The sequence below is a fragment of the Kitasatospora sp. NPDC097643 genome (genome assembly GCF_040302625.1).
GTDB lineage: Bacteria > Actinomycetota > Actinomycetes > Streptomycetales > Streptomycetaceae > Kitasatospora.
On record NZ_JBEOSA010000056.1, the window covers coordinates 1 to 24,561 of the forward strand.

Sequence of the window (24,561 nt, forward strand, 5' to 3'; positions counted from 1 at the left end):
TCTCAGCCTGCTGGGGGGACCTGGACTGCCATGTCGCCGGATGCACTGGCGTATGTCCTCTACACGTCAGGTTCTACCGGCACTCCCAAGGGTGTGGAGGTCACCCGCGGGGCTCTGGCGAATCTTCTCGCGGGTATGCGGGAACTTCTGGGAGCTGCCTCGCCGGCGGGCGAGATGTGGCTGGCCTCGACCTCAGTGTCGTTCGACATTTCCGGCCTGGAGCTGTTCCTGCCACTGGTGAGCGGGCAGTGTGTCGTGCTCGCCGGAGACGACCAGGTCGGGGATGCGGACGAGCTGATCGGCCTGATCCGCAAGCACGGCGTGACGCATCTCCAGGCAACCCCCTCGGGATGGAAGGTCCTCCTCGCGGCCGGTCTCGACCCCACCGGCCTCACCCTGCTCACAGGCGGTGAAGCACTGCCGCTGGAACTCGCCGGCCGCCTACGGGAACACGCCGAACGCCTGATCCACGTCTACGGACCGACCGAGACAACGATCTGGTCCACCGCCACGGACATACCGGCAGATCCGGCGAACGTGCCACTCGGCACGCCGATCCGAAACACGACCATCCACGTACTGGACAGGCACCTGAACCCGGTACCGTCCGGCGTCACAGGTGAACTCTTCATCGCCGGGGACGGCCTGGCCCAGGGCTACCGCGGTCACGCCGCCCTGACGGCAGAACGGTTCCTGCCCAACCCGTACGGCCCGCCCGGCGCCCGGCTCTACCGCACCGGCGACCTGGTACGACGCACCCTCACCGGCGAACTCGAGTATCTCGGCCGCAGCGACGACCAACTGAAAATCCGCGGATACCGAATCGAACCCGCGGAGATCGAAACCGCACTACGCAACCACCCCCAGGTCCACGACGCACACGTCACCGCGGTCCCCGACCACACCGACGAACCCCGCCTCACCGCCTACGTCATCCCGGCCACGGCGACGCCCCCGCGCGCCGCCGCCCTCGCCAGCCACCTACGACCCGTCCTCCCGAGCTACATGATCCCCAGCGGCCTCGTCCTCCTGGACAGCTGGCCACTGACCCCGGCCGGCAAACTCGACCACGCCGCCCTGCCCGCCCCCGAGTTCGCCGGTTCGCTTCCGGACCGGGCTTACGTGCCACCGCGGACCACGGTCGAGCGTGTCCTTGCAGCGATCTGGGCCGAGGCGCTCGGGCTGGCCCGGGTGGGGGTGAACGACAACTTCTTCGATCTCGGGGGCGACTCCATCACCGTCCTGCCGGTGATCGCAGCGGTACGGGAGGCCGGACTGGCCATCTCGCTCCGTGCGCTCTACAGCAGTGAAACGCTCGGGCACTTGGCGGCCGCGGTCACGGGAACGGATTCCGACCGGACGGCGGCCGAGGGCGTGGGGGTGGGCATGCCGTCAGGGGCTCGTGCCGCGTCCGAGTACGGCGCCCGGTCGGTCGAGGAGACCATGGCGGCGAACCGGGTGCCCGGAGTCAGCATCGCGGTGATCCGCGACGGTCGGCTCACCGATGTCCACGTCCACGGTGTGCTGTCCGCCGAAGACCGCGCCCCGATGATTCCCGAGGCCGTCTTCCAGGTCGGCTCGCTCAGCAAGCACGTGACCACGCTGGGAGTCCTCCGGTTGGTCGGGGACGGTGTGCTCGACCTCCACCAGGATGTGAACCACTACCTGCGGGGTTGGCAGGTCCCGATTGACACCGGCGGCCCGGTCACCCTGGACCAGCTGCTTCGGTTCACGTCCGGCATCACCACGCCTCCGAGCTCGGCGGCGAGTGAAACCCATGAGCCGGGGCGGGAGTTGCCGAGTGCGTTGGACATCCTGCTCGGTCGTGGGCAGGCCAAGACTCCTCCCGCGGTGTTCAACTCGCCGCCCGGCGCCGTCTTCCAGCGCAACAACATCGGCTTCACCCTGATCCAGCAGCTCTTGGAGGATGTCACCGGACTGCCGTTCGCCGCTCTGATCCGTGAGGTGGTGCTCGACCCGCTCGGCATGCGGGACAGCGGGTTCGAGCCGGACTTCCCGCTGCGGTCCGGCCGCGCGGTGGCGGTCGGGCATGAGCTCGACGGCTCGCCGAAGACGGGGTCCTGGGGTGTCTACCCGGCCCTGGCCGCCGCCGGCCTCTGGAGTACCGCGGCCGATCTGGCCCAGGTGGCACTGGAGATCCGCCGGGCGCACCACGGCCTCGGCTCGGCCGTCCTGACCCAGGAGTCGGCCCGGCGGATGCTCACCGTGACCGCCCCGAGCCGGTTCTACGGCATGGGCACGGTGCTGGACGGCACCGGCGACGATCTCGAGTACGGCCACACCGGTGAGACCTCGGGGTACCGGGCGATCGGCCTGAGTCGGCTCAACGACGGCACGGGCGTCGTGGTGCTGACCAACTCCGCGAGCGGCCGTGCCGTTCTCAAGGACGTCCTCGCCTCGATGCACAGCGGCAGCCGACAGACCGCGGAGACCGCGTTGACCCAGTTCTGGGACGACGGGGAGCTCGGCGGCCGGTCGGACCGCGACCGACGACCGGAGGTCGACGATGAGCGGGCATGACGCGCCGTCCGGCCCGGAGCCGACAGGCCGAGGGCGTCTCGGCCGGGACTTCCTCCTGCTCTGGGCGGGCGCCGGCTTCACGCTGTTCGGCGCCAGGGTCAGTGGTGTCGCATACTCCCTGACAGCCCTGTGGCAGACCGGTTCGGCGACCGTGGCGGGGATCGTCGGGTTCGCGGCGGCCGCTCCGAGCCTGCTGGTCCAACTGCCCGCCGGGGTCCTGGTGGACCGCTGGGACCGCCGCCGACTGATGATCGCCTCCGACCTCGGCTGCCTGCTCTCCACCGCGAGCGTCGCGGTGGCCGCAGGAGTCGGCCAGGTGCTACCCGCGCACCTGGCCGCCGCCGCCTTCGTCCAGGCCGGCCTTGCCGTGGTCCACCGGCTGGCCGAGCGGGCCGGAGCGCGGCAGGTCGTCCCGGCCGGGCAGCTGCCGAGGGCGCTCAGCCGCAACGAGGCCCGCAGCCAGGGCATCGGCCTGCTCGGGCTGCCCGTCGGCAGCCTCCTCTTCGACGTCTCCCGGCCGGCGCCGCTCGTACTCGCCGCCCTCGCGCATGCGGCCGCGTTGGCCACGCTGCCGTGGATCCGGCAGCCACTCCAGGGCGAGTCGCCGTCCTCGGCCCCCGCAGGCCCGGCGTCGCAGATCACCGAAGCCGCCCGCTGGATCTGGCGGCAGCCTTTCCTCCGGGCCGGACTGCTGCTCATCACGGCCACCAATGTGCTGTTCCAGGCGCTTTCCCTCGTCGTCATGGTCGTGATCCACGACTCGGGTGGGCCGGCGGGCTCCCTCGGTGTGATGGGTGCGGTGGCCGGTGTCGGAGGCATTCTCGGTGCGATCTGCGGCTCCAGGACGATCGGCCGGCTCCGTCTTCGCGGAGTGCTGATCGGCGGAGTGTCGATCTGGGCACTGGTGATTCCGCTCGTGGGCCTGACCGCCGATCCCGTACTCATCGGCTCGGTGTTCGCGCTGACCTCGTTCCTGGGAAGCATCATGAACGTCAGCGGCGGCATCTACCAGGCGCAACTCACCCCGGACTCCTTGCAGGGCAGGACCAGCGCGGTGATCGGCATGGTGACGGCGGGTGCGGGCTCGCTCGGTCTGCTGGCAGGGGGTCTGGTGCTCGACTGGTTCGGCGGGCGCGGGGCGGCGTTCACCATCGCCGCGCTGATGGCCGTTCTGGCACTCGCCTCGACACGTCTACCCCCGCTGGGACCGGTTGCCGTAGCCGTCCCCGACCGCTCGGCGACACCAGCCGAATCCACCACCTCACCCGAAGGACACCACCGATGACGGACATCGCCGCCGACTGGACGCCGCTCGACATCACCCCGGAATCCGTCGGGGTTTCCGCCGACTCGGCCGGCCTGCTCGCCTGTCTCGAGGACACCGACCGGATCGACGAGCTCCTCGTCCGGCACAAGGCTCTGGTCGTCCGCGGCTTCGGCGTCGACCCGGCCACCCTCGATGCCGTCATGGACCGGGTACTGCGTCGACGGCTGGCCTACATCCAGGGGAACTCGCCGCGGACCAAGATCGGTGACAACGTCTACACGTCGACCGAGTACCCGGCGGGGCTGACCATCTCCATGCACAACGAGCTCTCGTATGCGGACAGTTGGCCGAGCCGCCTGCTCTTCTTCTGCGAGACGGCGGCCACGACCGGCGGCGCCACCCCGGTGGTCGACGGAGCCGCCTGGCTTCAGTCGCTGGACTCCGACCTGCGGGACGCGTTCGCCGGCGGCGTCCGCTACACCCAGAACCTGCACGGTGGCCGAGGACTGGGCAGGAGCTGGCAGGACACGTTCGAGACCGGAGACCGCGAGACCGTGGAAGCGCTCCTGGCCGCAACGGATTCGACCTGGACGTGGCGGCCGGACGGTGGGCTCCGGATCAGCCGCGAGCGCCCCGCGACTCTGCGGCATCCCGTCACCGGGGTCGAGGTCTGGTTCAACCAGGCCGACCAGTGGCACCCTGCGGCACTGAACGACGAGACGGCCGCGGCGCTCGCCCGGCTGCTCCCCAAGGACGAGCTGCCGCAGTACGTCACCTTCGCAGACGGCAGTCCCATTCCTGAAGGATTCATCCACCAGATCCAGCAGCGCGGTCTCGACGCTGCCGTCGACGTGGACTGGTGCCAGGGTGACCTGCTGCTGATCGACAACGTCCTGGTCGGCCACGGCCGCCGACCCTTCACAGGAAACCGCCGAGTGCTGGTCGCCATGTCCGACTGAGCGGCAGGCTGAACGGCTCCGGACCGCACCGGCCCCGTCTACGCGTGGACCTGGTGCGGCCGGCCTAGCCGGGCGGGCCGTCCCGCCGCGCGCAGTAGTGGGCGGGCTCCTCCCCTCCCCCGCGGTGGACACGCCTTCGGCAGAGCCTTGTACCCGGTCCGCCGCCCCGCCATACCCCTTCGGTCCGCAGGCCCTCGCGAAACGATCTTCAGGATGATTGGATGACGAAAGGGGGGATCACCCACTCCCTGCTGCCTGTTGAAACGGAGTCAGACGAGTGCGAGTGCTGTTGTCGGCCTACGATTCGCGCGGCGGCGTCGAGCCGCTGGTGGGTCTCGCGATGCGGTTGCTGGAGCTCGGCGCGGAGGTCCGGGTGTGTGCGCCGCCGGACGAGGAGTTCGCGAAGCGGCTGGCCGGGGTCGGCGTGGAGATGGTGCCGACCGGCCAGTCGGTGCGGGACCTGGTGACCGGGAAGACGCCGCCCTCGCCCGGCGGCGTGCCCCGGCGCGCGGCCGAGCTGGTCGCCGCGTTCTACCAGAACGTCACCGCGGCCGCCGAGGGGTGTGACGTGCTGGTGGCGACCGGCCTGCTGCCGGCCGCGGCCGGTGTGCAGGCGGCGGCCGAGAAGCTGGGCATCCGCTACGTGTACGCGAGTTACCAGCCGGTCAGCCTGCCGTCGCCGCACCACCCGCCGATCCCGCGGCCGGGCAGGCCGCTGCCGGAGGGCGTGACCGACAACCGGGCGCTGTGGGAGCAGGACGCCGCGGACGCGCAGGCGGTGTTCGGCGAGGCGGTCAACTCCCACCGGGCGTCGGTCGGTCTGCCGCCGCTGGACGACCTCCGCGACCACGTCTTCACCGACCGGCCGTGGCTGGCCGCGGACCCGGTCCTGGCGCCCTGGGCGCAGCCGGCCGAGCTCGACGTGGTGCAGACCGGCGCGTGGGTCCTGCCGGACGAACGCCCGCTCCCGGAGGACCTGGTGGCGTTCCTCGACGCCGGCACCCCGCCGGTGTACGTGGGCTTCGGCAGCATTCCGATGCGTGACCCGGGCGACGTCGCCCGGGCGACCATCGAGGCGATCCGTGCGCAGGGCCGCCGGACGGTCCTCTCCCGCGGCTGGGCCGACCTCGCCCTGATCGACGACCAGGAGGACTGCTTCGTCGTCGGCGAGGTCAACCACCAGGCTCTGTTCCGCCGGGCGGCCGCCGTCGTGCACCACGGCGGCGCGGGCACCACCGCGACGGCCACCTGGTCCGGCGCTCCCCAGGTCGTGGTCCCGCAGGGCGCGGACCAGCCGTACTTCGCCGCCCGGGTGGCCGAGCTGGGCATCGGCGCGGCACACGACGGCCCGACCCCGACCGTCGAGTCCCTGTCGGCCGCGCTCACGACGGCCCTGACCCCGGAGACCCGCACCCGGGCGACCGCCGTGGCGGAGTCGTTCCACGCCGACGGGGCGCGGGTGGCCGCGAAGCTCCTGCTGGAGATGGTTAACTGACGCCCCGTCGGACAGCGGTGCCGCAACCGCGCCCCGGGCTCCCTCTCCCTCCTCAAGGGTCAGGCGGAGCCCGGGTCCCGGCCGAAGAACGCGGCGAGCCGGTCGTACGCAGGGGCGTCGGCGCGGGCCGGGACTTCGGGTCCGAAGGCGTGGTGGTCCTCCTCGGTGCCGCGGTACTCGGGCTTGAGGGCGCCCTGGGCCCAGGCCAGGGCGGCGAGGGCGACCTCGTGGTCGAGGCCGTCGGTGGACTGACCGGTGGCATGGGCCAAGTCCCAGCCGTGCACGGCGAATTCGGCGATCTGCTGGTCCACCGGGAAGCGGGCCGGCAGGGTGCCCAGACCAGGGGCCTCGATGGTGCCGCTGAGGTCGCCGGCCGCGCGCCAGGCGTCCATCAGCTCCTCCGCGCCGGTCTCGAAGGCGTGCAGCCAGTCCTCCTCGACCCGCGCGAAGGGCTGCGACCAGTCCGGCCGACCACCCTTCGCCCGTACGGTGAACTGCCGCAGGTCGAAGAGCAGATGACTGATCAGGTCGCCGACGTCCCAGGAGCGGCAGGGTGTCGGGTGGCCCGCGAGTTCGACTCCGACGCCGTCGATCAGCCCGGCGGTCTGGGCGAGGGCCCGGGCGAGCAGCCCGATCGGGTCTTCCGCTGCGGTCATGGCACACCTCTCGGTCGGGAGCGCGGGTCGTCGGCACCGGTCACGGCGCGGACCGGGTGATCGTAAACGCGGCCACTGACAACCGCCCGCCACGACACCCGGCCCGGAACCGAGCCGGGTGTCGCACGGGCCGCCCCACCGGGTCAGGCCGCGAAGCCGCCGTCGACCGCCAGTTCCGCGCCGGTCACGTACCGGCCGCCCTCCCCCGCGAGGTAGGCGACGGCGACGGCGACGTCCGCCCCCGTACCGAAGGCGCCGAGCGCGGTCAGCCCGCGCTGGAAGTCGGCGGCGGGGCCGTCCGCCGGGTTCAGGTCGGTGTCGATCGGGCCGGGGTGGATCACGTTCGCGGTGATCCCGCGCGGACCGAGCTCCCGGGCCAGCGCCTTGGTGAGGCCGATCAGCGCGGCCTTGCTGGTCGCGTAGAGCGTGCCACCGGGGAAGGCGACCCGCTGGGCGATGCAGCTGCCGATGGTGACGATCCGTCCGCCGTCCGCCAGGTGGGCCGAGACCGCCTGCGCGAACAGGAACGGCCCCCGGACGTTCACCTCCAGCACGCGGTCGACCTCGTCGAGCGTCAGCTCCCCGATCGGCCCGAGCACCCCGACGCCCGCGTTGTTCACCAGCACGTCGATCCGCCCGAAGCGCTCCGCCACCCCGGCCACCACGGCCGTCACCTCCTGCGGATCCGCACTGTCGGCCCGCACCGCCCAGGCCCGCCGCCCCATCGCCCCGATCTTCGCCGCCACCGCCTCGGCCTGCTCCGCACTCCCCCGATAGGTGAGCACCACGTCCGCCCCCTCCTCGGCCAGCCGCAGCGCCACCGCCGCCCCGATCCCCCGGCTCCCCCCGGTCACCAGGGCCACCTTGCCATCGAGCACCGCCGCGCCGTTCATCGTCATATCTCCAGAACTCCTCGTTCCGCTCTCGGACATGACTCGATCCTCGACCGCACCACCCGAAACCTCCGGCGGTATTCGGACGTTGCGTTCAACGTTCAACTAGACCGGGATGGGCGCCCGCGTGCGCCGTGTGGTGGCAGAAGCTGTGTGGTGGCAGAAGGGGACGACGACGAATCGTCCGCGACGCCAGCGCCCGCGGAGGCGCAGCAGAGGCGGACGGCCCACCCGCGTGCACCTCCGCACGCGGGTGGTGGCGGCGGATAGCCCGCCCGACCGCGCCTCCTCACACCGGAGTGCGCGCCGTGTGGCGGTAGTGGGAGGCGACGGCGGGTTGGCCGGTGTAGTTGGGGCCGGCGGAGGGGTCGGCGCCGGTGTAGGTGAAGGGGAGGTGCACGGACCTGCCGCCGTCGAGGACGAGCAGGTGGCGGCGGGGGTGGTAGGCGAAGCCGGCCGCGCGGAGGGCGGCGACGACGGGGCGGGCGGCGCTGGAGCCGTCGGGGTGGCGGATGGAGTCCGGGTCGAAGTGCGCGGCGAGGCGGCCGGCGGGGGCCAGCCAGGTGGCGGCGCGGGTGAGGGCGGCCAGTTGGTCGCCGAGGTAGTGCAGGCCGTGGACGCAGGTGATCAGGTCGTAGGACCGGCCGGGCCCGAGGGTGGGCGTCCAGTCCGCCACGGCCGCCGTGATCAGACGCAGGCCCGGCCGAGCGGCGTCGGCGTCCGCGGCCAGGGCCTGCGGGGCCGGCCGGGCCGCCTGCGGCCCGACCAGGTCGACGCCGGTCAGCTCGGCGGTCGGGGGCAGTCGCCGGGCGGCCTCGGCAAGCGCGCGGCCCTCGCTGCTGCACAGGTCGAGCCAGGCCGGTGACGCGCCGCCGTGCTCGCGCAGCCAGGCGGCAGGGTCGAAGCCGAGCTCGCGGGCGTAGCTGTTCACCCCGGTGAGGCCGCGCTCGCGGTTCATGGTGTTGTTGGCCACGACGGTGGTGGCGGTGAGCTCGCGGTCGCTGATCAGTCGGGTCATCAGCCGACCTTAGGACCTATCGCCGCGCGCGGAACGCCGGACGGCGGCCGCCCCTGGGGAGGGTGGCCGCCTGGGTGCGCCGGGGCGCGCCGGAGTGTCAGACCGTCAGGGTCTGGCCCGGGAAGATGAGGTCCGGGTCGCCGCCGATGGTGCGGGTGTTCTTGCCGTACAGGCTGGCGGTGTCGGTGCCGAACTTGGCGGCGATGCCGCTCAGGGTGTCGCCGCTCTTGACGGTGTAGCTGCCCGCGGCCGTGCCGGTGGTGTTCTTCGGCGCGGCGGCGGGCGCGGACTGGGCCGGCTTGGCCGACTGGGCGGACCTGGTCGACTGGGCGGACTTCGCCGGCTGGACGGGCTTGGCAGGCTTCTGCGGGGCCTTGGCGGCCGGCTTGGCGGCCGGGGCAGCCGGGGCCGCCGGGGCGTCGGCGGCGGTGTCGACGGCGGCCGGGGCACCGCCCTTGGTGAGGCCCGCCTTGCCCGAGCAGACCGGCCAGGCGCCCGGGCCCTGGGAGGCGAGGACCTTCTCGGCGACGGCGATCTGCTGCGCCCTGCTCGCCTGGTTGGCCTGGGAGGCGTAGGCGGTCCCGCCGTACGCGGCCCAGGTGGACGGGGTGAACTGCAGTCCGCCGTAGAAGCCGTTGCCGGTGCTGATGCTCCAGTTCCCGCCGCTCTCGCACTGGGCGACGGCGTCCCAGGCGGAGGTGGTCGCGGCGGAGGCCGAGGTGGCCGTGACGAGGCCGGCCACCGGCAGGGCCGCGACGGCGGCGCCCGCGATGACCGCCAGCCGGACGCGGTTGCGCTTGGTGGTGGCGGTGGTGTCGATGGTAGCGGCGGTCTCGTGACGGTGAGTCATGAAAGTCCTCTCGACAAGCCCCGGGCAGGCGTGCGGAACCAGGCCCACTCCGGGCCCGTCATCGCGCTCACCTCGCTCGATGGGCGGCCACGCACGTGTCGGACGTGCCGTGCCGCCCCGGCCACCTCCCGCTCGCCGACGACCTGTTCGAGCCGGTCGCGTCGGCGGGCACCGCCCTCGCGCCGGGGGTCAGTCGGCGGGCCGTGCGTCGGGGGTGAACCCGGGTGGTGCTCGTTGCACCGCCAAAGAAGCTACGGGCCACCCCGGGGCGCAGCAAGCAATTCTTGGACCTCGCAGGTCAGTTGACTGTTACCGGCGGTATCGATCAAGGAAGTGCGCCCAGTTCGACCGGGTTTGACCGTATTTCCAAGATCAAATAGTCAATTTCCGTGCCCGCACTCACATCTGTCCATCCGTGAAACGGGGCACACCATCGACGCGCCGCGATCGATCACTGACGCACCGTCACCGACCCAGCCGGAGTTCCCGGTTCCGCGCCGCCACCGAGTGGCATCCGTCACGGCCATCACGCTCCGCAACCGAACGATCTCCCTCAGCCGCGACGGTCGAGCTCCGCGTCCCGCGCCAGCAGCGCCGCCTGGACCCGGTTCTCGCAGCCGAGCTTCGCCAGGATCCGGCTGACGTACGTCTTCACGGTCGCCTCGCTCATGTGGATCCGGGCGCCCGCGTCGGCGTTGGACAGCCCCTCCCCCAGCAGCGCCAGCACCTCCAACTCGCGCCCGGTGAGCACCTCCAGCCGGCGCCGGGCCGCCGCACCGCGGGCGGCCGTCGAGGCGGCGCGCCCGGACGCCAGCGAGTCGACGATGTGCCGGGTGGCGGCCGGCGAGAGGAAGGCGTGGCCGGTCGCCGCCGCGCGCACGGCCTGGATCAGCTCGTTCGGCGCGGTGTCCTTGAGCAGGAATCCGGCGCCGCCCTCGGTCACGGCGCGCAGGACGTTCTCGCGCTCCCCGAAGGTGGTGAGGATCAGGGCCCGCGCGCCGGGTGCGACCCTCGGCAGCTCCCCGAGCGCCGTCAGCCCGTCCATCACCGGCATCTGGATGTCCAGCAGCACCACGTCCACCCGGTGCGCCCGGGCCAGTTCCAGCGCCTCCCGACCGTCCGCGGCCTCGGCGACCACCTCGATGTCCTCGGCGGAGCCCAGGATCATCCTGATCCCGGCACGGATGAGCGGCTCGTCGTCTGCGACGAGGACTCGGATCACAGCTGGTCATTCCCCTCGAACGGTGGTGCGGGCCCGCTCGAACGGTGGTGCGGGCGCACGCGGGCGCACCACCATCCTCACATCCCGGCCCGAGCGCCCCGCCGGACGGGTCAGGACTTCGCGGTGTACTCCTGCTTGTCCACCAGCACCCCGTCCTTGAAGCAGAACCGCACCACGTTGTCCCCGCCGAGGTTGTCGCTGCCCTCCCCGGAGAGGAACCACCGGCAGTGCGCACCCTCCGGCGGCGTCGGCCCGCTCTTCTTGTAGTCCGAGGTGAAGAAGTCGTTGCCGGGCGGCAGCCGGCGCACCACCTCGGCCTCCGACTGACCCACCCGGATCCCGTCGTAGACCGACTTCTTCACCGTCGCGTCGTCGGTGCCCTGGATGAGCGCCACGACGCCCCAGACCAGCAGGCCCGCCATGGCCACCCCGACGCCCACCACGCCCACCGCGCAGCCGAGCGCCGGGCTGCGCCGGTCGCCGTCCGCCTCGCCGACCGGCGTCAGGCCGTCCAGCACCCAGTCCTCGACCCCCGCGACCCCGGCGGCCCCGGCACCGTCCGCTCGGCCGTCGCCCGGGCCGTCCGCCGCCCCCTCGTACGGGAGGACGGCGGCCAGCCGGAAGCCCTGGTCGGGCGTCGGCCCGGCGTGCACCATGCCGCCGACCAGCCGGGCGCGCTCGCGCAGGCCGGTGAGCCCCTGCCCGCCGCTGACCACCGGGCCGGTGCCGACCCGCGCCCCGACCAGCTCCGGTGCGCGGGGGTTCACCACCTCCACCACCAGCGCGTCCGGCTCGTAGCGGAGCGCGACCCCGATCGACGCGCCGGGGGCGTGCTTGTGTGCATTGGTGAGCGCCTCCTGCACGATCCGGTACGCCGCGTGGTCGACCGCGGCCGCCAGCGCGCGCCGCTCGCCCTCCAGGGCGAAGGAGACCGCCACCCCGGCCGCCCGCGAGGACTCCACCAGCCCCTCGATGCCGTCCACCCCGCCCCGGCCCGGGGCCGCGCCCGCACCCGCCGCGGCCGTCGGCGGCACCGCCGTGGACTCGTCGTGCAGCACGCCGACCACCTCGCGCAGCTCCCGCATCGCGGCGACCGCCGCCTGCCGCAGCACCCCGACCGCCTCCCGCTGCCGGTCGGTGAGCGTGCGGTCCACCTCCAGCGCGCCGGAGTGGACGGAGATCAGCGCGAGCTGGTGGCCGAGGCTGTCGTGCATGTCCTGGGCGATCCGGTGCCGTTCGCGCAGCCGCGCCTGGTGCACCACCATGACCCGCTCGCGCACCAGCTGGTCGTTGCGCTCGCGCAGCGCGTCCAGCAGGGCGCGGCGCTGCGCGCGGTAGCGGCCCCAGAGCGCGGGCAGCACGGCGACCAGCAGGAAGCCGCCCAGCGAGAACCCGAAGATCAGCTTGGGCGGGCCCGAGCCGGCCTCCTTCAGGATCCCCGTCACGGTGAACAGCAGCCCGCTCAGCAGGAAGGTGCCGACCAGCGCGGGCACCCGGCGGATCCGCGCCCCGGCGGCCCAGCCCACGCAGACCAGCAGCAGCATCGGCCCGGCGGCCCAGCCGGCCGCGGCGGCGGTGAGCAGCAGGACGGTCGCCGGGAACGCCCGCCGCAGCACGCACAGCAGCGCGGTGACCACCCCGGCGCCGACGACCGTCACGCCGGTGTCGGCGGCGTGCTCCGCCAGGGCCGCGAACCCGCCCATGAGCAGCGCGAGCGTGGCCTCGCCCACCACCCGCCGGGGCCGCCAGGGCCCCGGCAGCGCCGTCCGAACCGCCTTCGTGCAGGCCCGCGCAATCGCATTCACCCGTCGAGGCTAACCGGGCGGCCGGTCCGGGGGCCGCCACCGTTCGTCGCGACCGGGCCCGACGAAAGTCGCGCCCGACGAACGGCGCCGGGTCAGCGAACGCCCACGGGCACCCGGGTCAGCCAGGTCACCCGAACACGCACCAGCACCCGGCTCAACCAGGCCGCCCGAACGCCGTCAGCAGCAACGCCACGTCGTCCACCCGCTGCGTCGAGCCGACCTCCCGCAGCAGCCGTTCCGCCAGCCGCTCCAGGTCCGCCGTCCCGTCCGCCGTCCCGTCCGCCTCCGGCGCGCCCGCCAGTGCGGCGCGCAGCCGGTCCACCCCCTGGTCGATCGCCACCGCCGGATCCTCCACCAGCCCGTCCGTGTACAGCGCGAGCACCGAGCCCGGCCCCAGCCGCAGCTCGCTGACCGGGAACTCCGCCCCGTCCGCCACCCCCAGCAGCGGCCCGCCCGTGACGTACAGCGCCTCGGCCGCCCCGTCCGGGTGCCGCAGCACCGGCGGCAGGTGGCCGGCCCGGGCGATCCGGACGCTGCCGTCGGCCGGGGTGAGCCGGACCAGGCAGCAGCTGGCGAGCAGGCCCGGGTCGAGGTCGAGCATCAGCCGGTTGGTGCGGGCCAGCACCTGGTCCGGCGGATCGCCACCGGTGGCGAAGGCGCGGACGGCGCTGCGCAGCTGGCCCATGGTCGCGGCGGCGCCGACGCTGTGGCCCTCGACGTCGCCGATCACCAGGGTGAGGTCCTGGCCGGTGACGATCGCGTCGTACCAGTCGCCGCCGATCTCCATGCCCTGGGTGCCGGGCAGGTAGCGGGCGGTGATCCGGATGCCGGGCACCTCGGGCAGCCGGTGCGGCAGCAGCGCCTGCTGGAGGCCGCGGGCCAGCGCGAACTCGGCGTCGTACAGCCGGGCGCGCTCCAGTGCCTGGGCGATGAACCCGCTGAGGGCGGTGAGCAGGCCGCGGTCCGCGGTGGTGAAGGCGCGCGGCCGGTCGAAGCCGAGGATGCAGCTGCCGACCGGGTGGCCGGAGGCGATCAGCGGCAGGAAGGCCCAGGCGCCCATCTCGTCCAGCGCGATGCCCGGGTAGGCGGCGGCCAGCTGGCGGACCGACTCGAAGAAGATCGGGGTGCCGGTGCTCAGGGTCTCCGCGCCGGGGACGCGGGCGCCGATCGGGGTGCCCTCGAACCGGTCGAGGAAGCCGTCCGGGTAGCCGCTCTGCGAGACCAGGTGCAGGCGCTTGTCGCGGATCAGGTAGATCGCCAGCTCCTGGCCGCCGAAGGTCGGCAGGATCTCCTCGGCCACCGCCCGGCAGACGTCGCGCACGCTGACCGCCTCGGTGAGCGCGCTGGCCAGTTGCAGCAGGTGGTAGGTGTCTCCGACCCCGGCGCGGTCCCCGGTGCCGACGCGCGGCGGCGCGGTGGCGCGCGGCTCGGCCGCGCCCGGCGGGGGCTCGGCGGCGACCACCCGGACGGTGACGCCGTGCGCGTCGGGGTAGAGCGAGAAGGCCAGCCAGCCGCCGACCGGGCGGGCCGCCAGGAAGGCGGTGGGCCGCTGGGAGAGCAGCGCCGCCCGGTACCGGTTCTCGTAGAACGGGTCGGCCAGCCAGGGCAGCACGTCCCACGGCCGGTGCCCGATCACCTCCTCGCGGCGGACGTCCAGCAGCGCCTCGATGCCCGGGTTGGCGTAGCTGATCCGGCCGTCCGGGTCGAGCGAGACCACGCCCTCGCGCAGCCGCTCGACGGCCGCCGCGGCGGCGGTGAGGGTCCGGGCGTCCAGGACGGCGCCGACCAGGTGGGTGCGGCCGTCGGTGATCGAGGAGGGCACCCGGGCCCACAGCTCGATCGGGTACGGGTGGCCGTCCGGCCCCAGCACCCGCACCTGCGCGGCCAGCACCTCGCCCCGGTCCAGGGCGACCCGGGCGGCGGCGCGGAACTCCGGCAGGTCGCCGGGGGCGATCCGGGCGGTGAGCGAGGCCACCTTGCCGTCGAAGTCGCCGGGGGCGAAGCCGAAGATCTCCAGGAACCGCTCGTCGGCAGCGAGCTCCCCGGTGACGACGTTCCAGTCGAACAGCCCGATCCGGGTGGTCGGCGCGGACGGCGGCGACAGCTCGGCCACGGCGGGGTCGCCGTCCGGCTCGATCGCCTCGCCCGTCGTCTCCAGCGCGGCCAGCCCCTCGGCCAGCCGCTCGGCCACCGCCGCGAGCTCGCCCCGCGCCTCCTCCGGCACCCCGTCGTCCGAGGCCGGCCAGAGCACGTTGAGCACCCCGTACCGCTCCCCGCCGTCCGCCACCGGCACGCAGGCGGAGGCGAAGTCGTACGGCAGGCCGACCGCGAGCTGCGGGAAGCGCCGCATGGTGTCCTCGGTGTCGGTCAGCGTGATGGTGCGGCCGGTCCGGAAGGCGACCGCGACCGGCAGCGGCCCGGCCGCCGCGATCCGCCGGAACGGGCTCATGATCGACAGCGGCACCCCGGCGATCGTGCAGAGCACCAGCGAGCGGCGGTCCCGGGAGCGCAGGTACACCATCGCGCCGTACGCCCCGGTGCTGCCCAGCACCCGCCGCACCGCGTCGGCCAGCAGGACGTCCCGCTCCCGCCCCTCCCCGCCCCCGGGGGCCGACCCCGGCACGGCCTCGGCCCCGGCGGCGACCACGGCATCGGCAACGACGCCGGCGGCGTCGACGGCAGCCTCGTCGACGGCAGCGGCATCGACGTCGGGGAGGACGGGGGCATCGGAAAGGGCGGACGCATCGGAAAAGGCCGGGCCGTCGGACGTCGACGGCCGGTGCGGATCGGGCCGCGCCGCCCGGGAACCGCCCGTCGCGTGCGGACCGGACCGGTCCGCCGGGACACCCTGGCGCATGCTCTTTTGCTACGCCGGGCCCAGGGGTGTGTCAAGGCGAGCCACCCCGGCCCCGGGCCTCCCACCGCCCCCGTCCGCCCCACCATGGACCGTATGAGGACCGTTCCGAGCCGTACCACCGTGGTCAACCTCAAGGGCCACCGCGACGACCCCGGGTACGCCGACGTCGTCTACGTCGGCCGCCCGATGCACCGCGGCGGCTGGCACCTGCCCGGCTCCCCGCCGCACTGCCCCTACCGCCCCGGCCCCGACCTGACCCGCGAACAGATGCTGGTCAAGTACCGGGCCCACCTCCTCGCCCACCCCGACCTGCTCGCCCTCGTCCCGCCCCTGCGCGGCCACCGCCTGGGCTGCTGGTGCGCCCCGCTCCCCTGCCACGCCGACGTCCTCGCCGACCTCGCCGACCACGGCTGGGAGGAGTGACCAGCCGGGATCAGCCGTCGGCCAGGTCGATCTCCACCGGGTACGGCACCGCCGTCCGCACCACTCCCGTGAACAGCTCACCCACCCGGTAGGACCGACTGGACGGGTCCAGGACGTAGGTGTGGACGACCGGGACGGTGCCGGGCACCTGCTCGACCCGCCAGTGGAACGGGATGCCCGCCTTGGCGTACTGGTCCGGCTTGACCACCCGGTCGGTGGTCTCCGAGCCCGGCGACACGACCTCGACGAGCAAAAGCACGTGCTCGGGTCCGGTGGGCGACTCGTCGATCGTGTCGGCCCGGTAGACCACGACGCCCGGCCTGCGGTTGTTGAGCGGTACGTCCTGCAACCGGACGTCGAAGTCCGTGTCGGCGTTCCGCTCCTTGCCGCCCGCCGCATCCAGGGCGTTGGCCAGCAGCCGCGCCAGCCGGTTGTGCCGCTTGGTCGCGCTCGGGCTCACGACCACCATCCCGTCGACGATCTCGATGCCCGCGCACTGCTCCTCGGTCCAGGAGTCGTACTGCTCGCTGGTGATCTGTCGGTGCATCCATTCGGGTGCGATCATCTCGGCCGTCACGCGTACCTCCCCTGGGCTGCCGGGCGGGCCTGTGCTGTGCGCCACAGCCCAGTACGGCCGTCCGGCACGGCCGGAGAGGGCGTTTGGGGTGGTTCGGGGGCAGTTCGATAGTCTCCCGGCGAGGGGTGGCGCGAGGGCTGCCTGCGGGGAGATCGGGAGCCAGGATGCAGTCGCCGTCGTCCGAGGGGGCCGCGCGGGAGGCGGCGTGGCAATGGGACGGGGAGGCCGACGACGGGGCCGAGGCGGCCGGTGAGGTGATCGGCGGGGGCGGCGGCCGACCGCGGTTGAGCCGACGGGGCGTGCTGGCCGGGGCCGGGCTGCTGGCGGCGGGCGGGGCGGTGTGGGCGTTCGGCCGTTCGAGTACGGACCAGGCCGACGGTGCGAAGCCGAAGCCGCAGCCGACCGCGCTGTCCGGGCCGACGCCGCTGTGGACGTACCGCGCGCCGGAGGCGATGACCCCGGAGCGCCTGGCCAACCAGCCGGGCCGACCGCTGTTCCTGTCCCCGGCCGGGCTCCAGGTGCTGGACCCGGCGACCGGCTCGGCGGGCCGGCTGCTCGCCTTCGACCCGCCCAGCCGCGACTGGCCCAGCGACGCCGCCCTCCAGCCGAAGGTGGTGCTCGGACCCGACCACCTGTTCACCTCCACCTCCCCGGGCCACCTGGACGCCCGCCACTTCACCGACCCCGCCGCCGACTGGAGCCTGCCGCTGCCCGAGGAGCTGGAGGGCGACGTCCGGCTGGCCGGCTGCGACGGCACCCTGCTGTACGGCTCGGTGTGGGGCCGGAGCGTCGAGGAGGTCACGCAGCAGCGCAACCGGCTCTTCGCGGTCCGGCTCTCGGACCGCTCGATCGCCTGGACCGTGCGCCCCGACCACCTGGAGCAGCCGCTCACCCCCGTCACGGCGGCCGGCGGCCGGCTCCCGCTCGCCCGCAACCTGGGCAACCGCTCCGAGCTGGTCGTCCGCAGCGACACCGACGGCACCGAACGGTGGACCGCCCCCGGCGAGGAGGACCTGCGCTGGTGCACCACCGGCACGGAGAACACCTACCTCCCGGACGGCCGGGGCGGCGTCCGCGCCCTGGGCCCGGGCGGTCTGCCGCGCTGGACGGTCTCCCCGGGGCCGTCCGAGCAGTGGCGGGCGATGCCCCCGGTCCCCGACGGCCCGCGGGTGTACGTTCCGCGCGACAACGGCCTGCTCACCGGGCACGACGCGCCCTCCGGCAAGCAGACCTGGACCTGCCGGCTGCCGTTCCTGCTGGACCGCCGCAGCCACCCGCTGGTCGTCGGCGGCACGCTGTACGTCCCCGGCCCGGCGGCCGGCGGCGTCTGCGCGGTCGACACCGCGACCGGTCGACTGCTGTGGACCTTCCGCGACTCCGGCCCGGGCAAGGACGTGTGGATCCTCGCCGCGGACGCCGACCGCCTCTACGCCGGCCGTGACGACATCGTGCACGCGCTGGCGCTCCGTTGAACGGAAGGGCGGCTCCGTTGAACGGAAGGACGCTCCATTGACCGGAAGGACGGCCCTTGAGAAGGATGGCTTCGCTGACCGGAAGGACGACCTGATGCAGGTGCGCCCGATCTCCCCCGACCGGCTGGCCGAACTGCTCGCCGACCGGATCGCCGCGCTGCCCGACCCGGGCGGGCACCGGCTGCGGGTGGCCGTCGACGGCGCCCCGGCGGCCCGGCCCGACGCGCTGGCCGACGCGCTGGTCGAGCCGCTGCGGCTGCGCGGACGCCCCGCCCTGCGGGTGTCGGCGGCGGACTTCCTGCGCCCGGCCTCGATCCGCCTGGAGTACGGGAAGCAGGACGCGGACGCCTTCCACGACCTCTGGCTGGACGACGGCGCGCTGCTGCGCGAGGTACTGGACCCGTTGGAGCCCGGCGGCAGCGGCCGGGTGCTGCCCTCCCTGCGCGACCCGGTGACGGACCGGTCGACCCGCGCGCCGTACACCGAACTGCCGTCCGGAGGCGTGCTGTTGCTGGACGGCGCGCTGCTGCTCGGCCGCTGGCTGCCGCTGGAGCTGACCGTGCACCTGGCGCTCAGCCCGGCCGCCCTGGCCCGCCGCACCCCCGCCGACCAGCAGTGGACGCTACCCGCCTTCGCCCGCTACGAGGCGGAGACCGGCCCGACCGAGGCCGCCGACGTCATCGTCCGAATGGACGACCCGCGCCACCCGGCCCTGGTCGACGGCCCCTGAGCTCCCTGGGAACGCCGACGCCTGTGCCGACGCCGGCCGAGCCGCTCGGCGCCGGGCCGCGCTGGCAGTACGGGCACCAGAACGCCACCCGGTCCTGTGGCGGCTCCCCCTGACGGGCCGTCAGCACGATCGCGCCGCAACGCGGGCAGGGGCGGCCGGCCCGGCCGTAGACCCAGTGCTGGTGGCCGCGCCGGGTGTCGCCGGTGGTGATGTGGCCGGGGCGCAGCCGGTTGGCGTCGAGGAGTTGCCGGGCGCGCTCCACCAGCCGGTCGGGGCGCGGGAGCTGGCCGACCTCGGTCCACGGGGTGACGCCCGCCAGGAAGCACAGCTCGGTGGCGTAGACGTTGCCGATCCCGGCCAGGTTGCGCTGGTCCAGCAGTGCCTCGGCGAGCGGGCGGCCGGGGTGGGCGAGGAGGCGGCGGACGGCCTCGACCGGGTCCCAGTCGGAGCCGAGCAGATCGGGCCCGAGGTGGCCGACGGCGCGCTGCTCGTCGGGGGTGCGCAGCAGTTCGACGACGGGCAGCCGGTAACCGACGGCGGTGCCCCGGTCGGTGCCGAGGACGGCCCGGATCTGCCAGGCGGGGCCGCCGGCCCAGCGCTCGCCGGGGCGGTAGACCTCCCAGCGGCCGTCCATCCGCAGGTGGGTGTGCAGGGTGAGGCCGCCTTCAAGGCGGGTGAGCAGGTGCTTGCCGCGCGGGGCGACCTCCAGCACGTGGCGGCCGGTGAGCGCGGCGGTGGCGTGCGCGGGCACCCGCAGGTCGGCGCTGGTCAGCAGCTGCCCGGCGAGGGTGTCGTGCAGCCGGGCCGCCGCCTGGTAGACGGTGTCACCTTCTGGCATGACTCCATCCTGCCCCGCGCGGCGGCCCGGTGGGCCCTGGGCGTCCGTCTGGCCCTAGATGTCCGTCCGACCCTGGGCGTCCGTCTGGCCGGCCCGGATGACGACCACCGGGCAGGGCGCGTGTTCGGTGAGGTGGCGGCTGACCGAGCCGAGCAGCACGCCGGTGAAGCCGCCGAGGCCCCGGCTGCCGACCACGAGCAGGGCCGCGCCGCGGGCGGCCTCCAGCAGGGCCTGGGTGGCGTTGCCGGGCGTCACGGTCTCGCTGATCCGAACGCCGGGGTCGTCGCCGATCACCCTGGCGACGCTCGCGGCGAGGGTCTTGCCCGCCAGCTCCTCGGGGTTGAGGACGTCTTCGGGCGGCAGGCTCGCCCCGGCCCAGCCGTAGAAGGCCGGGTACTCCCAGGCGGTGATGGCACTGACGGTCCCGCCGACGGCCCGCGCGTAGTCGACCGCCCAGCGCAGCGCCCGCTCCGAGGCGGGCGAGCCGTCCACGCCGACGACGATCCTGGGGGTGGCACTCATGGCCTTGCTCCTTACCGCTCAGTACCGCTTTCATGACCGCTCACGACACCCCGAACATAGATCAAATCGGGCATACAGCCGGTAAATGCCGCGCCGGGGCGCTGTTTCACATTCAAATCCAGCGGCGACGGCGCAGCCCACTCTGCGAGGATGCCCTGACGCCGAACAAGCCCCACCGCCGCCCGGGCGGCTTCGCCGAGGTCCTGGCCGCCCTGCCGCCACGGAATGAGGCGAGGACCCGCCCGCACCCGTTGGCGGCCGGCGGGTTCGTGGACGCCGACGGCTGCCGCTGGCGGCTGGTCCGCGGGCCGGTGGACCCGCGCCTGGCGAAGCGGCTGGCCGCCGGGGCCGACGAGATGACGCTGGGCGGCTGGGACCGGTGGCATGAGGACTTCCCCGACGAACTGATGCCGGTTCTCCTCGCCCCGCAGGAGCGGGAGGACGCCTGGCGGGAGGTCCGGGACCGGTTCGACGCGCCGCAGCCGCCGTCCCACCAGGCGTACGAGTTCGTGTCCGAGGACGGCCGGACACTGCTCTACATCGACACGTGGTGCTGAGTCAGCCGACTCAACTCCGGTAGGCGGCCCAGGAATTGGCCATGCGCTGGACCTGACCCGGAGTGAACTGGGTCATGCAGGGGTCGTAGCTGTAGTCCATGAAGTTGTGGATCGGGTCGAGGCCGGGAGCGGCACAGGTGTCGCGGCCCTCGGGGCAGCCGTACGCCGCGCTGCGCTCGGGCGGGGTGTCGTCGACGTAGTCGCCGGGGAGCAGGCAGCCGCCCTGGAAGGTGTGGAAGAGGCCCAGCCAGTGGCCGATCTCGTGGGTGGCGGTGGAGCCCTCGTTGTAGTGGGTGGCGGAGCCGCCCGGCAGCGAGGCGTCGAGGACGACGACGCCGTCGTCGGTCGGGTTCGACCGGTAGGCGTTGGGGAAGGTCGCCCAGCCGAGGAGGGACTGGCCGAGCTTGGCGGTGTACAGGTTGAGGTCGCCCGCGCCGCCCTTGCGCAGCGCCTTCTTCATCGCCTTCTCGGCGGAGGAGCCGGGGGTGATCCCGTTGTACCAGGCCGAGTTGTCCGTGTAGTCCAGGCCGTCGAGGGAGAACCGGAACTGGCTGGCGGTGTTGCCGGCGCCCTCGCCGCCGTAGGTGGCGTTGAGGTGGTCGATCTGGGCCCTGACGGCGGCCTCGTCGAGCTTCCCGGTGGCCCCGGAGTGGATCACGTGGACGTGCACCGGGATGGTGGTCGGGGCGGCGATCAGGACGTGGGCGGAGGCCAGCTGGGTGAGCCGGTCGTCGAGGTCCGCCTGCATCGCCCGGGCCTGGGCGGCGGTGACGGCGTTCGGGTCCCGGCCGATCGGGCTGCCGGCCGGCTTTCGGGCGGCGGCGTCGGAGTCAGCACCCTCGCACGCAGCGGTCCCAGCCCTCGGGGCGGCCGCCGCGGCGGCGGAGTGCGGGACGGGTGCGGCGAGTTGGCTGAGGCCGGCCGCGGCAACCAGCACGGCGGCGCAGGGGAACAGGCGGGGGGCACGCGAGCGCACCCGGGCAGTACGGCGCATCTGCGCTCCTGTCGGGGGAGTTGACGGAGTGTCGGCCGCGCCCCCGGTCCGCCCGGCTCGGCGCGGACTCGCCGAGACTACGACGCAGCGAAGACGATCTCCCGCAGGGCGCGCGCGGCAGCCCGGTCGAGTACCACGGCCGACGCACAGCCGACCGGGGGGCGGCCCGTCCCGGCGATCCGCCGCCGCAGCCGCCCGGCGGCGGCCCGGTGCCGGGCGAAGGCATACCGGGAAACCCACTGCCCGCGCGCCTGCTGACCGTCCCGCGCCTCGGCCGGGTCCACGTCCAGCAGCAGCAGGTGCACCCGCCGGCCCTGCCGGGCCGCCACCCTGGTCAGCCAGGCCCGCACCCAGGGCAGCGAACCGCAGTCGTGGACGGCGAGCGGCCCGCCGGCGAGCACCGCCCGGCGCAGCCGCCGGTAGTGCGCGAGCCGCACCAGCGGGCGGTAGAACACGTACGGGAGCCGGGTCGGCAGCCGCGCCGCGAACTCCTCGCGGACCTGCTGCGAGTCGATCAGCGGGGCACGGACGCAGCGGCGCATCAGCGTGCTCTTGCCACTGCCGGGCAGGCCGGAGACGACCAGCAGATCACCGAGCGGGTAGGACAGGGCCGCCGGCGCAACCCCGCACCCCGGCCCGGGCCCGGGCCCGCAGCGCAGGTCGTGCAGCCCGCTCCGCACGCCCATACCCGGCGAGCCGGCAACACGCGGCGGCGGCACCCGGAGCGCCGCCGCCTCCACCGTTCTCGTCCTCGTCACCGGGCCTCCCCCCGCCGTTCCTCCCCTGGAGCATTACGCAATCCCAAGAGAGAGTAAAGACCCGTGGTCAGGCCGGGTACGGACGGCCGGTGCGGGGCTTGGGGACTCCCTTGAACTTCCGTCTCGGCCCGCCGCAGTATGGAAGTGAGTCACTCCCCGTACCTGAGGGAGGGTGGGACTGATGACACTTCAACAGGCGTCCCCTCCTCGTAAAACTACCTTAGCTAACGAACTTGTCACAGAGATCCTGGAACCTCCAGAACGAGGAAATGAGGTGGCCCGGGAAAAGAGGTTCAAAGACCGTGAGATCACTGGAAACGTCGACCTGTCGCGGGTGAAGCTCGACTGGCCCGTAGTCATCGAGAACTGCACCTTCCAGGACAACATCGACCTCACCGAGGCAAGCATCCCGGAGCTTTCCCTGCGCAGGTGCACCTTCCACAAGCTGACGGCTCGACATCTGGAGGTATCCAGAGGCGACCTCAACCTGGAAGGCTCAGCGGGAACCATCGATATATCCGGCGCGCACATCAGGGACGACGTCCACCTGGCGAGCGCCCACCCCGCCGGCAACCCTGTCGCACTGCGCGCCAACGGAATCCACGTCGGAGGCGACTTCGACTGCAAATCCCCCCAAGAGGACCGATTCACGTGCAAGGGAACCCTGTCCCTCTATGAGGCAGAAATCCTCGGCTCCCTGAACCTTCAATACGCCCGACTGGAAGCCCGCAGCAAACCACGCGCCTTCTACGGCACACAGATCAAGGTCGGCGGGGAGTTCGAAGCCAAACACCTGATCAGTTCCGGGCCGATCTACATGCTCGGCGCTCAGATCATCGGGGAACTAGATCTTTCGGGCGCCCGCATCTCCACCCCCAAGCTGGATGCACTCCACCCTACGGGCATCGTCTTGGACCGCAGCCATATCGGGGGGAGTCTCTTCTGCGGCGACGGTTTCACCTGTATCGGCGGCCTCAAGGGAATCGGATTAACCGTCGACGGTTCCGCGTACTTCTATGGCGCCACACTCACCAGCAATGAGAAGGAAAAGCAGGGAAAGGCCCTGGAGCTGGAGAGATCGCACATAAGAGGGACACTGCGACTGCGTTACTGGAAAAAACCCCGTCAATTCCACATGGGAGAAGAAAGCCGCGATCTCCGCCGGGGGAACTCCGAATACCTGACCTTCGCATGCGATGGGGTCATCAGCCTCTCCCAGACCACCGTCGACTGTCAGGTGCACATCGAGACGGGCGATATTCGCGGCAGGAGGTTCCCTACCGGAGAATGTGACAAGTCCGTTCCGATGGCCGTCGATCTCAGCCAGCTCCGCACCGAACTGCTGATACTTTACGGAGGCCCCGGGCGCGGAGGCGATCCGCCGCGCGAGGGTTCAAGGATCGACCTCACCGGCGCAACCCTGGGAAAGCTGCTGGATTACCTGATCGACGAGGAGGACGAGGAGGACGTTTACCCCACCATCCTCAAGGGCTGCACCTACGGCCTCATTCACCAGACCGCCGACAAGGGAGTCCGGCTTGAATGGCTGAAAAAGGGATCAGCCCTCTCCCGGAATCTCAATCCCGACCTGAACGTCAGCTACCGGAACGAGGGACCGTTCGGGCAGCCGTACCAGCAGGTCGCAGAGGCCTCTGCTCGTGTGGGGAACGACGCGCTCAGCCGCGCTGTCCTCTGGCAGATGCACGAAGCCGTCAATGACACCCACGTTCGCGGAATGGGCGGGGACGGAGGGGGCCTCCCGTCCCGGATCCTGAAGCGGACCTGGAGCTGGTTCCAGGACATCACCATCGGCTACGGCTACCGGCCCGGCCTGGCGGCGTTCTGGCTCTTGTTCTTCTGGGCGGTCGGAGTGGTCACGTTCTGGCACTGGCCCCCGGTATTGGCATCGTCGATGGCCAAGCCTCGGGAAATGTCCGGCGTCGAACACCTCACCTACCCGTTGGACCTGATGATTCCGCTCCACGCGTTCGGCCAGCAGTCGCAGTGGCACCCGGTCGGCCTCTTCCCACAAACGGTCGCAGTCGTCCTGACCGTCCTCGGGTGGATCTTCGGCATCACGATCGTGGCCGCCATCACGCGTGTCGCGCGCAGGGCCTGAGAGTGCAG

At 73.0% G+C, this 24,561-nt stretch carries 21 protein-coding genes; 9 read left to right on the plus strand and 12 right to left on the minus strand.

From position 1 onward, the window contains the following. Positions 1–30 precede the first annotated feature (30 nt). The 4 genes from ABTY15_RS29065 to ABTY15_RS29080 all read left to right on the plus strand — a co-directional run bounded on the left by ABTY15_RS29065 (position 31) and on the right by ABTY15_RS29080 (position 6,262). Complete coding sequence (locus ABTY15_RS29065) at positions 31–2,541, plus strand: non-ribosomal peptide synthetase (protein ID WP_350601898.1); 2,511 nt, start codon at positions 31–33, stop codon at positions 2,539–2,541. Further along, positions 2,528–3,826 (plus strand): MFS transporter, encoded by a 1,299-nt coding sequence (locus ABTY15_RS29070; RefSeq protein WP_350601899.1) that lies wholly within the window; start codon positions 2,528–2,530, stop codon positions 3,824–3,826. Before ABTY15_RS29065 ends, ABTY15_RS29070 begins: the two co-directional genes overlap by 14 nt. Continuing rightward, positions 3,823–4,767, plus strand: a complete 945-nt coding sequence (locus tag ABTY15_RS29075) for a TauD/TfdA family dioxygenase (RefSeq protein WP_350601901.1) — start codon at positions 3,823–3,825, stop codon at positions 4,765–4,767. Before ABTY15_RS29070 ends, ABTY15_RS29075 begins: the two co-directional genes overlap by 4 nt. A gap of 277 nt (positions 4,768–5,044) precedes the next feature. Next, positions 5,045–6,262, plus strand: coding sequence for a glycosyltransferase (locus tag ABTY15_RS29080; RefSeq protein WP_502893617.1), 1,218 nt, complete (start codon positions 5,045–5,047; stop codon positions 6,260–6,262). Between the two features lie 59 nt (positions 6,263–6,321). Here ABTY15_RS29080 and ABTY15_RS29085 read toward each other — a convergent pair whose 3' ends face one another. The 7 genes from ABTY15_RS29085 to ABTY15_RS29115 form a co-directional block, all read right to left on the minus strand. Further along, positions 6,322–6,918: a TIGR03086 family metal-binding protein gene (locus tag ABTY15_RS29085; RefSeq protein WP_350601902.1), complete on the minus strand. Its 597-nt coding sequence runs from the start codon at positions 6,916–6,918 to the stop codon at positions 6,322–6,324. A 143-nt stretch (positions 6,919–7,061) separates the two neighbouring features. Beyond that, entirely contained in the window at positions 7,062–7,817 is a 756-nt protein-coding gene (locus tag ABTY15_RS29090; protein ID WP_502893618.1) for an SDR family NAD(P)-dependent oxidoreductase, read from the minus strand. Positions 7,818–8,100: 283 nt separating this feature from the next. Then, positions 8,101–8,829, minus strand: a complete 729-nt coding sequence (locus ABTY15_RS29095; protein WP_350601903.1) for a class I SAM-dependent methyltransferase — start codon at positions 8,827–8,829, stop codon at positions 8,101–8,103. 97 nt (positions 8,830–8,926) lie between these two features. Then, on the minus strand, positions 8,927–9,679 hold the full coding sequence (locus tag ABTY15_RS29100; protein ID WP_350601905.1) for a LysM peptidoglycan-binding domain-containing protein: 753 nt from the start codon (positions 9,677–9,679) through the stop codon (positions 8,927–8,929). A gap of 553 nt (positions 9,680–10,232) precedes the next feature. Further along, complete coding sequence (locus tag ABTY15_RS29105; protein WP_350601906.1) at positions 10,233–10,901, minus strand: response regulator transcription factor; 669 nt, start codon at positions 10,899–10,901, stop codon at positions 10,233–10,235. A 110-nt stretch (positions 10,902–11,011) separates the two neighbouring features. Then, positions 11,012–12,706, minus strand: a complete 1,695-nt coding sequence (locus ABTY15_RS29110; protein WP_350601907.1) for a sensor histidine kinase — start codon at positions 12,704–12,706, stop codon at positions 11,012–11,014. 154 nt (positions 12,707–12,860) lie between these two features. Then, positions 12,861–15,563, minus strand: coding sequence for a SpoIIE family protein phosphatase (locus tag ABTY15_RS29115; protein ID WP_350601908.1), 2,703 nt, complete (start codon positions 15,561–15,563; stop codon positions 12,861–12,863). A 93-nt stretch (positions 15,564–15,656) separates the two neighbouring features. On the opposite strand from ABTY15_RS29115, the gene ABTY15_RS29120 reads away from it, so the two are divergent. Beyond that, entirely contained in the window at positions 15,657–15,986 is a 330-nt protein-coding gene (locus ABTY15_RS29120) for a DUF4326 domain-containing protein (protein WP_502893619.1), read from the plus strand. Between the two features lie 10 nt (positions 15,987–15,996). Here ABTY15_RS29120 and ABTY15_RS29125 read toward each other — a convergent pair whose 3' ends face one another. Then, positions 15,997–16,563 (minus strand): Uma2 family endonuclease, encoded by a 567-nt coding sequence (locus ABTY15_RS29125; RefSeq protein ID WP_350601911.1) that lies wholly within the window; start codon positions 16,561–16,563, stop codon positions 15,997–15,999. Between the two features lie 164 nt (positions 16,564–16,727). Between ABTY15_RS29125 and ABTY15_RS29130 the strand changes: the two genes are divergently transcribed. Together ABTY15_RS29130 and ABTY15_RS29135 are read left to right on the plus strand one after the other, a co-directional pair. Next, entirely contained in the window at positions 16,728–18,035 is a 1,308-nt protein-coding gene (locus ABTY15_RS29130) for an outer membrane protein assembly factor BamB family protein (protein WP_350601912.1), read from the plus strand. 94 nt (positions 18,036–18,129) lie between these two features. Then, entirely contained in the window at positions 18,130–18,765 is a 636-nt protein-coding gene (locus ABTY15_RS29135) for a nucleoside/nucleotide kinase family protein (RefSeq protein ID WP_350601913.1), read from the plus strand. Here ABTY15_RS29135 and ABTY15_RS29140 read toward each other — a convergent pair. Together ABTY15_RS29140 and ABTY15_RS29145 are read right to left on the minus strand one after the other, a co-directional pair. Continuing rightward, positions 18,713–19,603, minus strand: a complete 891-nt coding sequence (locus tag ABTY15_RS29140) for a DNA-formamidopyrimidine glycosylase family protein (RefSeq protein ID WP_350601916.1) — start codon at positions 19,601–19,603, stop codon at positions 18,713–18,715. The two genes, ABTY15_RS29135 and ABTY15_RS29140, sit on opposite strands and share 53 nt — an antisense overlap. A gap of 54 nt (positions 19,604–19,657) precedes the next feature. After that, complete coding sequence (locus ABTY15_RS29145) at positions 19,658–20,125, minus strand: universal stress protein (RefSeq protein WP_350601917.1); 468 nt, start codon at positions 20,123–20,125, stop codon at positions 19,658–19,660. Between the two features lie 251 nt (positions 20,126–20,376). Between ABTY15_RS29145 and ABTY15_RS29150 the strand changes: the two genes are divergently transcribed. Continuing rightward, positions 20,377–20,682, plus strand: a complete 306-nt coding sequence (locus ABTY15_RS29150) for a hypothetical protein (protein ID WP_350601918.1) — start codon at positions 20,377–20,379, stop codon at positions 20,680–20,682. 10 nt (positions 20,683–20,692) lie between these two features. On the opposite strand, the gene ABTY15_RS29155 is transcribed toward ABTY15_RS29150, so the two are convergent. Both ABTY15_RS29155 and ABTY15_RS29160 read right to left on the minus strand, forming a co-directional pair. After that, a complete protein-coding gene (locus ABTY15_RS29155; RefSeq protein ID WP_350601919.1) occupies positions 20,693–21,676 on the minus strand; it encodes a zinc metalloprotease in 984 nt (327 codons plus the stop codon). A 77-nt stretch (positions 21,677–21,753) separates the two neighbouring features. Beyond that, positions 21,754–22,434 carry a P-loop nucleotide/nucleoside kinase family protein gene (locus tag ABTY15_RS29160; RefSeq protein WP_350601920.1) on the minus strand — a complete coding sequence of 227 codons (681 nt, stop codon included), beginning with the start codon at positions 22,432–22,434 and terminating at the stop codon, positions 21,754–21,756. Between the two features lie 274 nt (positions 22,435–22,708). Between ABTY15_RS29160 and ABTY15_RS29165 the strand changes: the two genes are divergently transcribed. Then, positions 22,709–24,553, plus strand: a complete 1,845-nt coding sequence (locus tag ABTY15_RS29165) for a hypothetical protein (protein WP_350601922.1) — start codon at positions 22,709–22,711, stop codon at positions 24,551–24,553. Positions 24,554–24,561: the final 8 nt, after the last annotated feature.

Excerpts from the sequence above, each read along its gene's own strand:
- ABTY15_RS29095 (WP_350601903.1), bottom strand. The coding sequence starts at position 8,829 with ATGACCCGACTGATCAGCGACCGCGAGCTCACCGCCACCACCGTCGTG.
- ABTY15_RS29145 (WP_350601917.1), bottom strand. The coding sequence starts at position 20,125 with ATGAGTGCCACCCCCAGGATCGTCGTCGGCGTGGACGGCTCGCCCGCC.
- ABTY15_RS29115 (WP_350601908.1), bottom strand. The coding sequence starts at position 15,563 with ATGCGCCAGGGTGTCCCGGCGGACCGGTCCGGTCCGCACGCGACGGGC.
- ABTY15_RS29085 (WP_350601902.1), bottom strand. The coding sequence starts at position 6,918 with ATGACCGCAGCGGAAGACCCGATCGGGCTGCTCGCCCGGGCCCTCGCC.
- ABTY15_RS29155 (WP_350601919.1), bottom strand. The coding sequence starts at position 21,676 with ATGCGCCGTACTGCCCGGGTGCGCTCGCGTGCCCCCCGCCTGTTCCCC.
- ABTY15_RS29140 (WP_350601916.1), bottom strand. The coding sequence starts at position 19,603 with ATGCCAGAAGGTGACACCGTCTACCAGGCGGCGGCCCGGCTGCACGAC.
- ABTY15_RS29065 (WP_350601898.1), top strand. The coding sequence starts at position 31 with ATGTCGCCGGATGCACTGGCGTATGTCCTCTACACGTCAGGTTCTACC.
- ABTY15_RS29135 (WP_350601913.1), top strand. The coding sequence starts at position 18,130 with ATGCAGGTGCGCCCGATCTCCCCCGACCGGCTGGCCGAACTGCTCGCC.
- ABTY15_RS29090 (WP_502893618.1), bottom strand. The coding sequence starts at position 7,817 with ATGACGATGAACGGCGCGGCGGTGCTCGATGGCAAGGTGGCCCTGGTG.
- ABTY15_RS29100 (WP_350601905.1), bottom strand. The coding sequence starts at position 9,679 with ATGACTCACCGTCACGAGACCGCCGCTACCATCGACACCACCGCCACC.
- ABTY15_RS29120 (WP_502893619.1), top strand. The coding sequence starts at position 15,657 with ATGAGGACCGTTCCGAGCCGTACCACCGTGGTCAACCTCAAGGGCCAC.
- ABTY15_RS29075 (WP_350601901.1), top strand. The coding sequence starts at position 3,823 with ATGACGGACATCGCCGCCGACTGGACGCCGCTCGACATCACCCCGGAA.
- ABTY15_RS29130 (WP_350601912.1), top strand. The coding sequence starts at position 16,728 with ATGCAGTCGCCGTCGTCCGAGGGGGCCGCGCGGGAGGCGGCGTGGCAA.
- ABTY15_RS29070 (WP_350601899.1), top strand. The coding sequence starts at position 2,528 with ATGAGCGGGCATGACGCGCCGTCCGGCCCGGAGCCGACAGGCCGAGGG.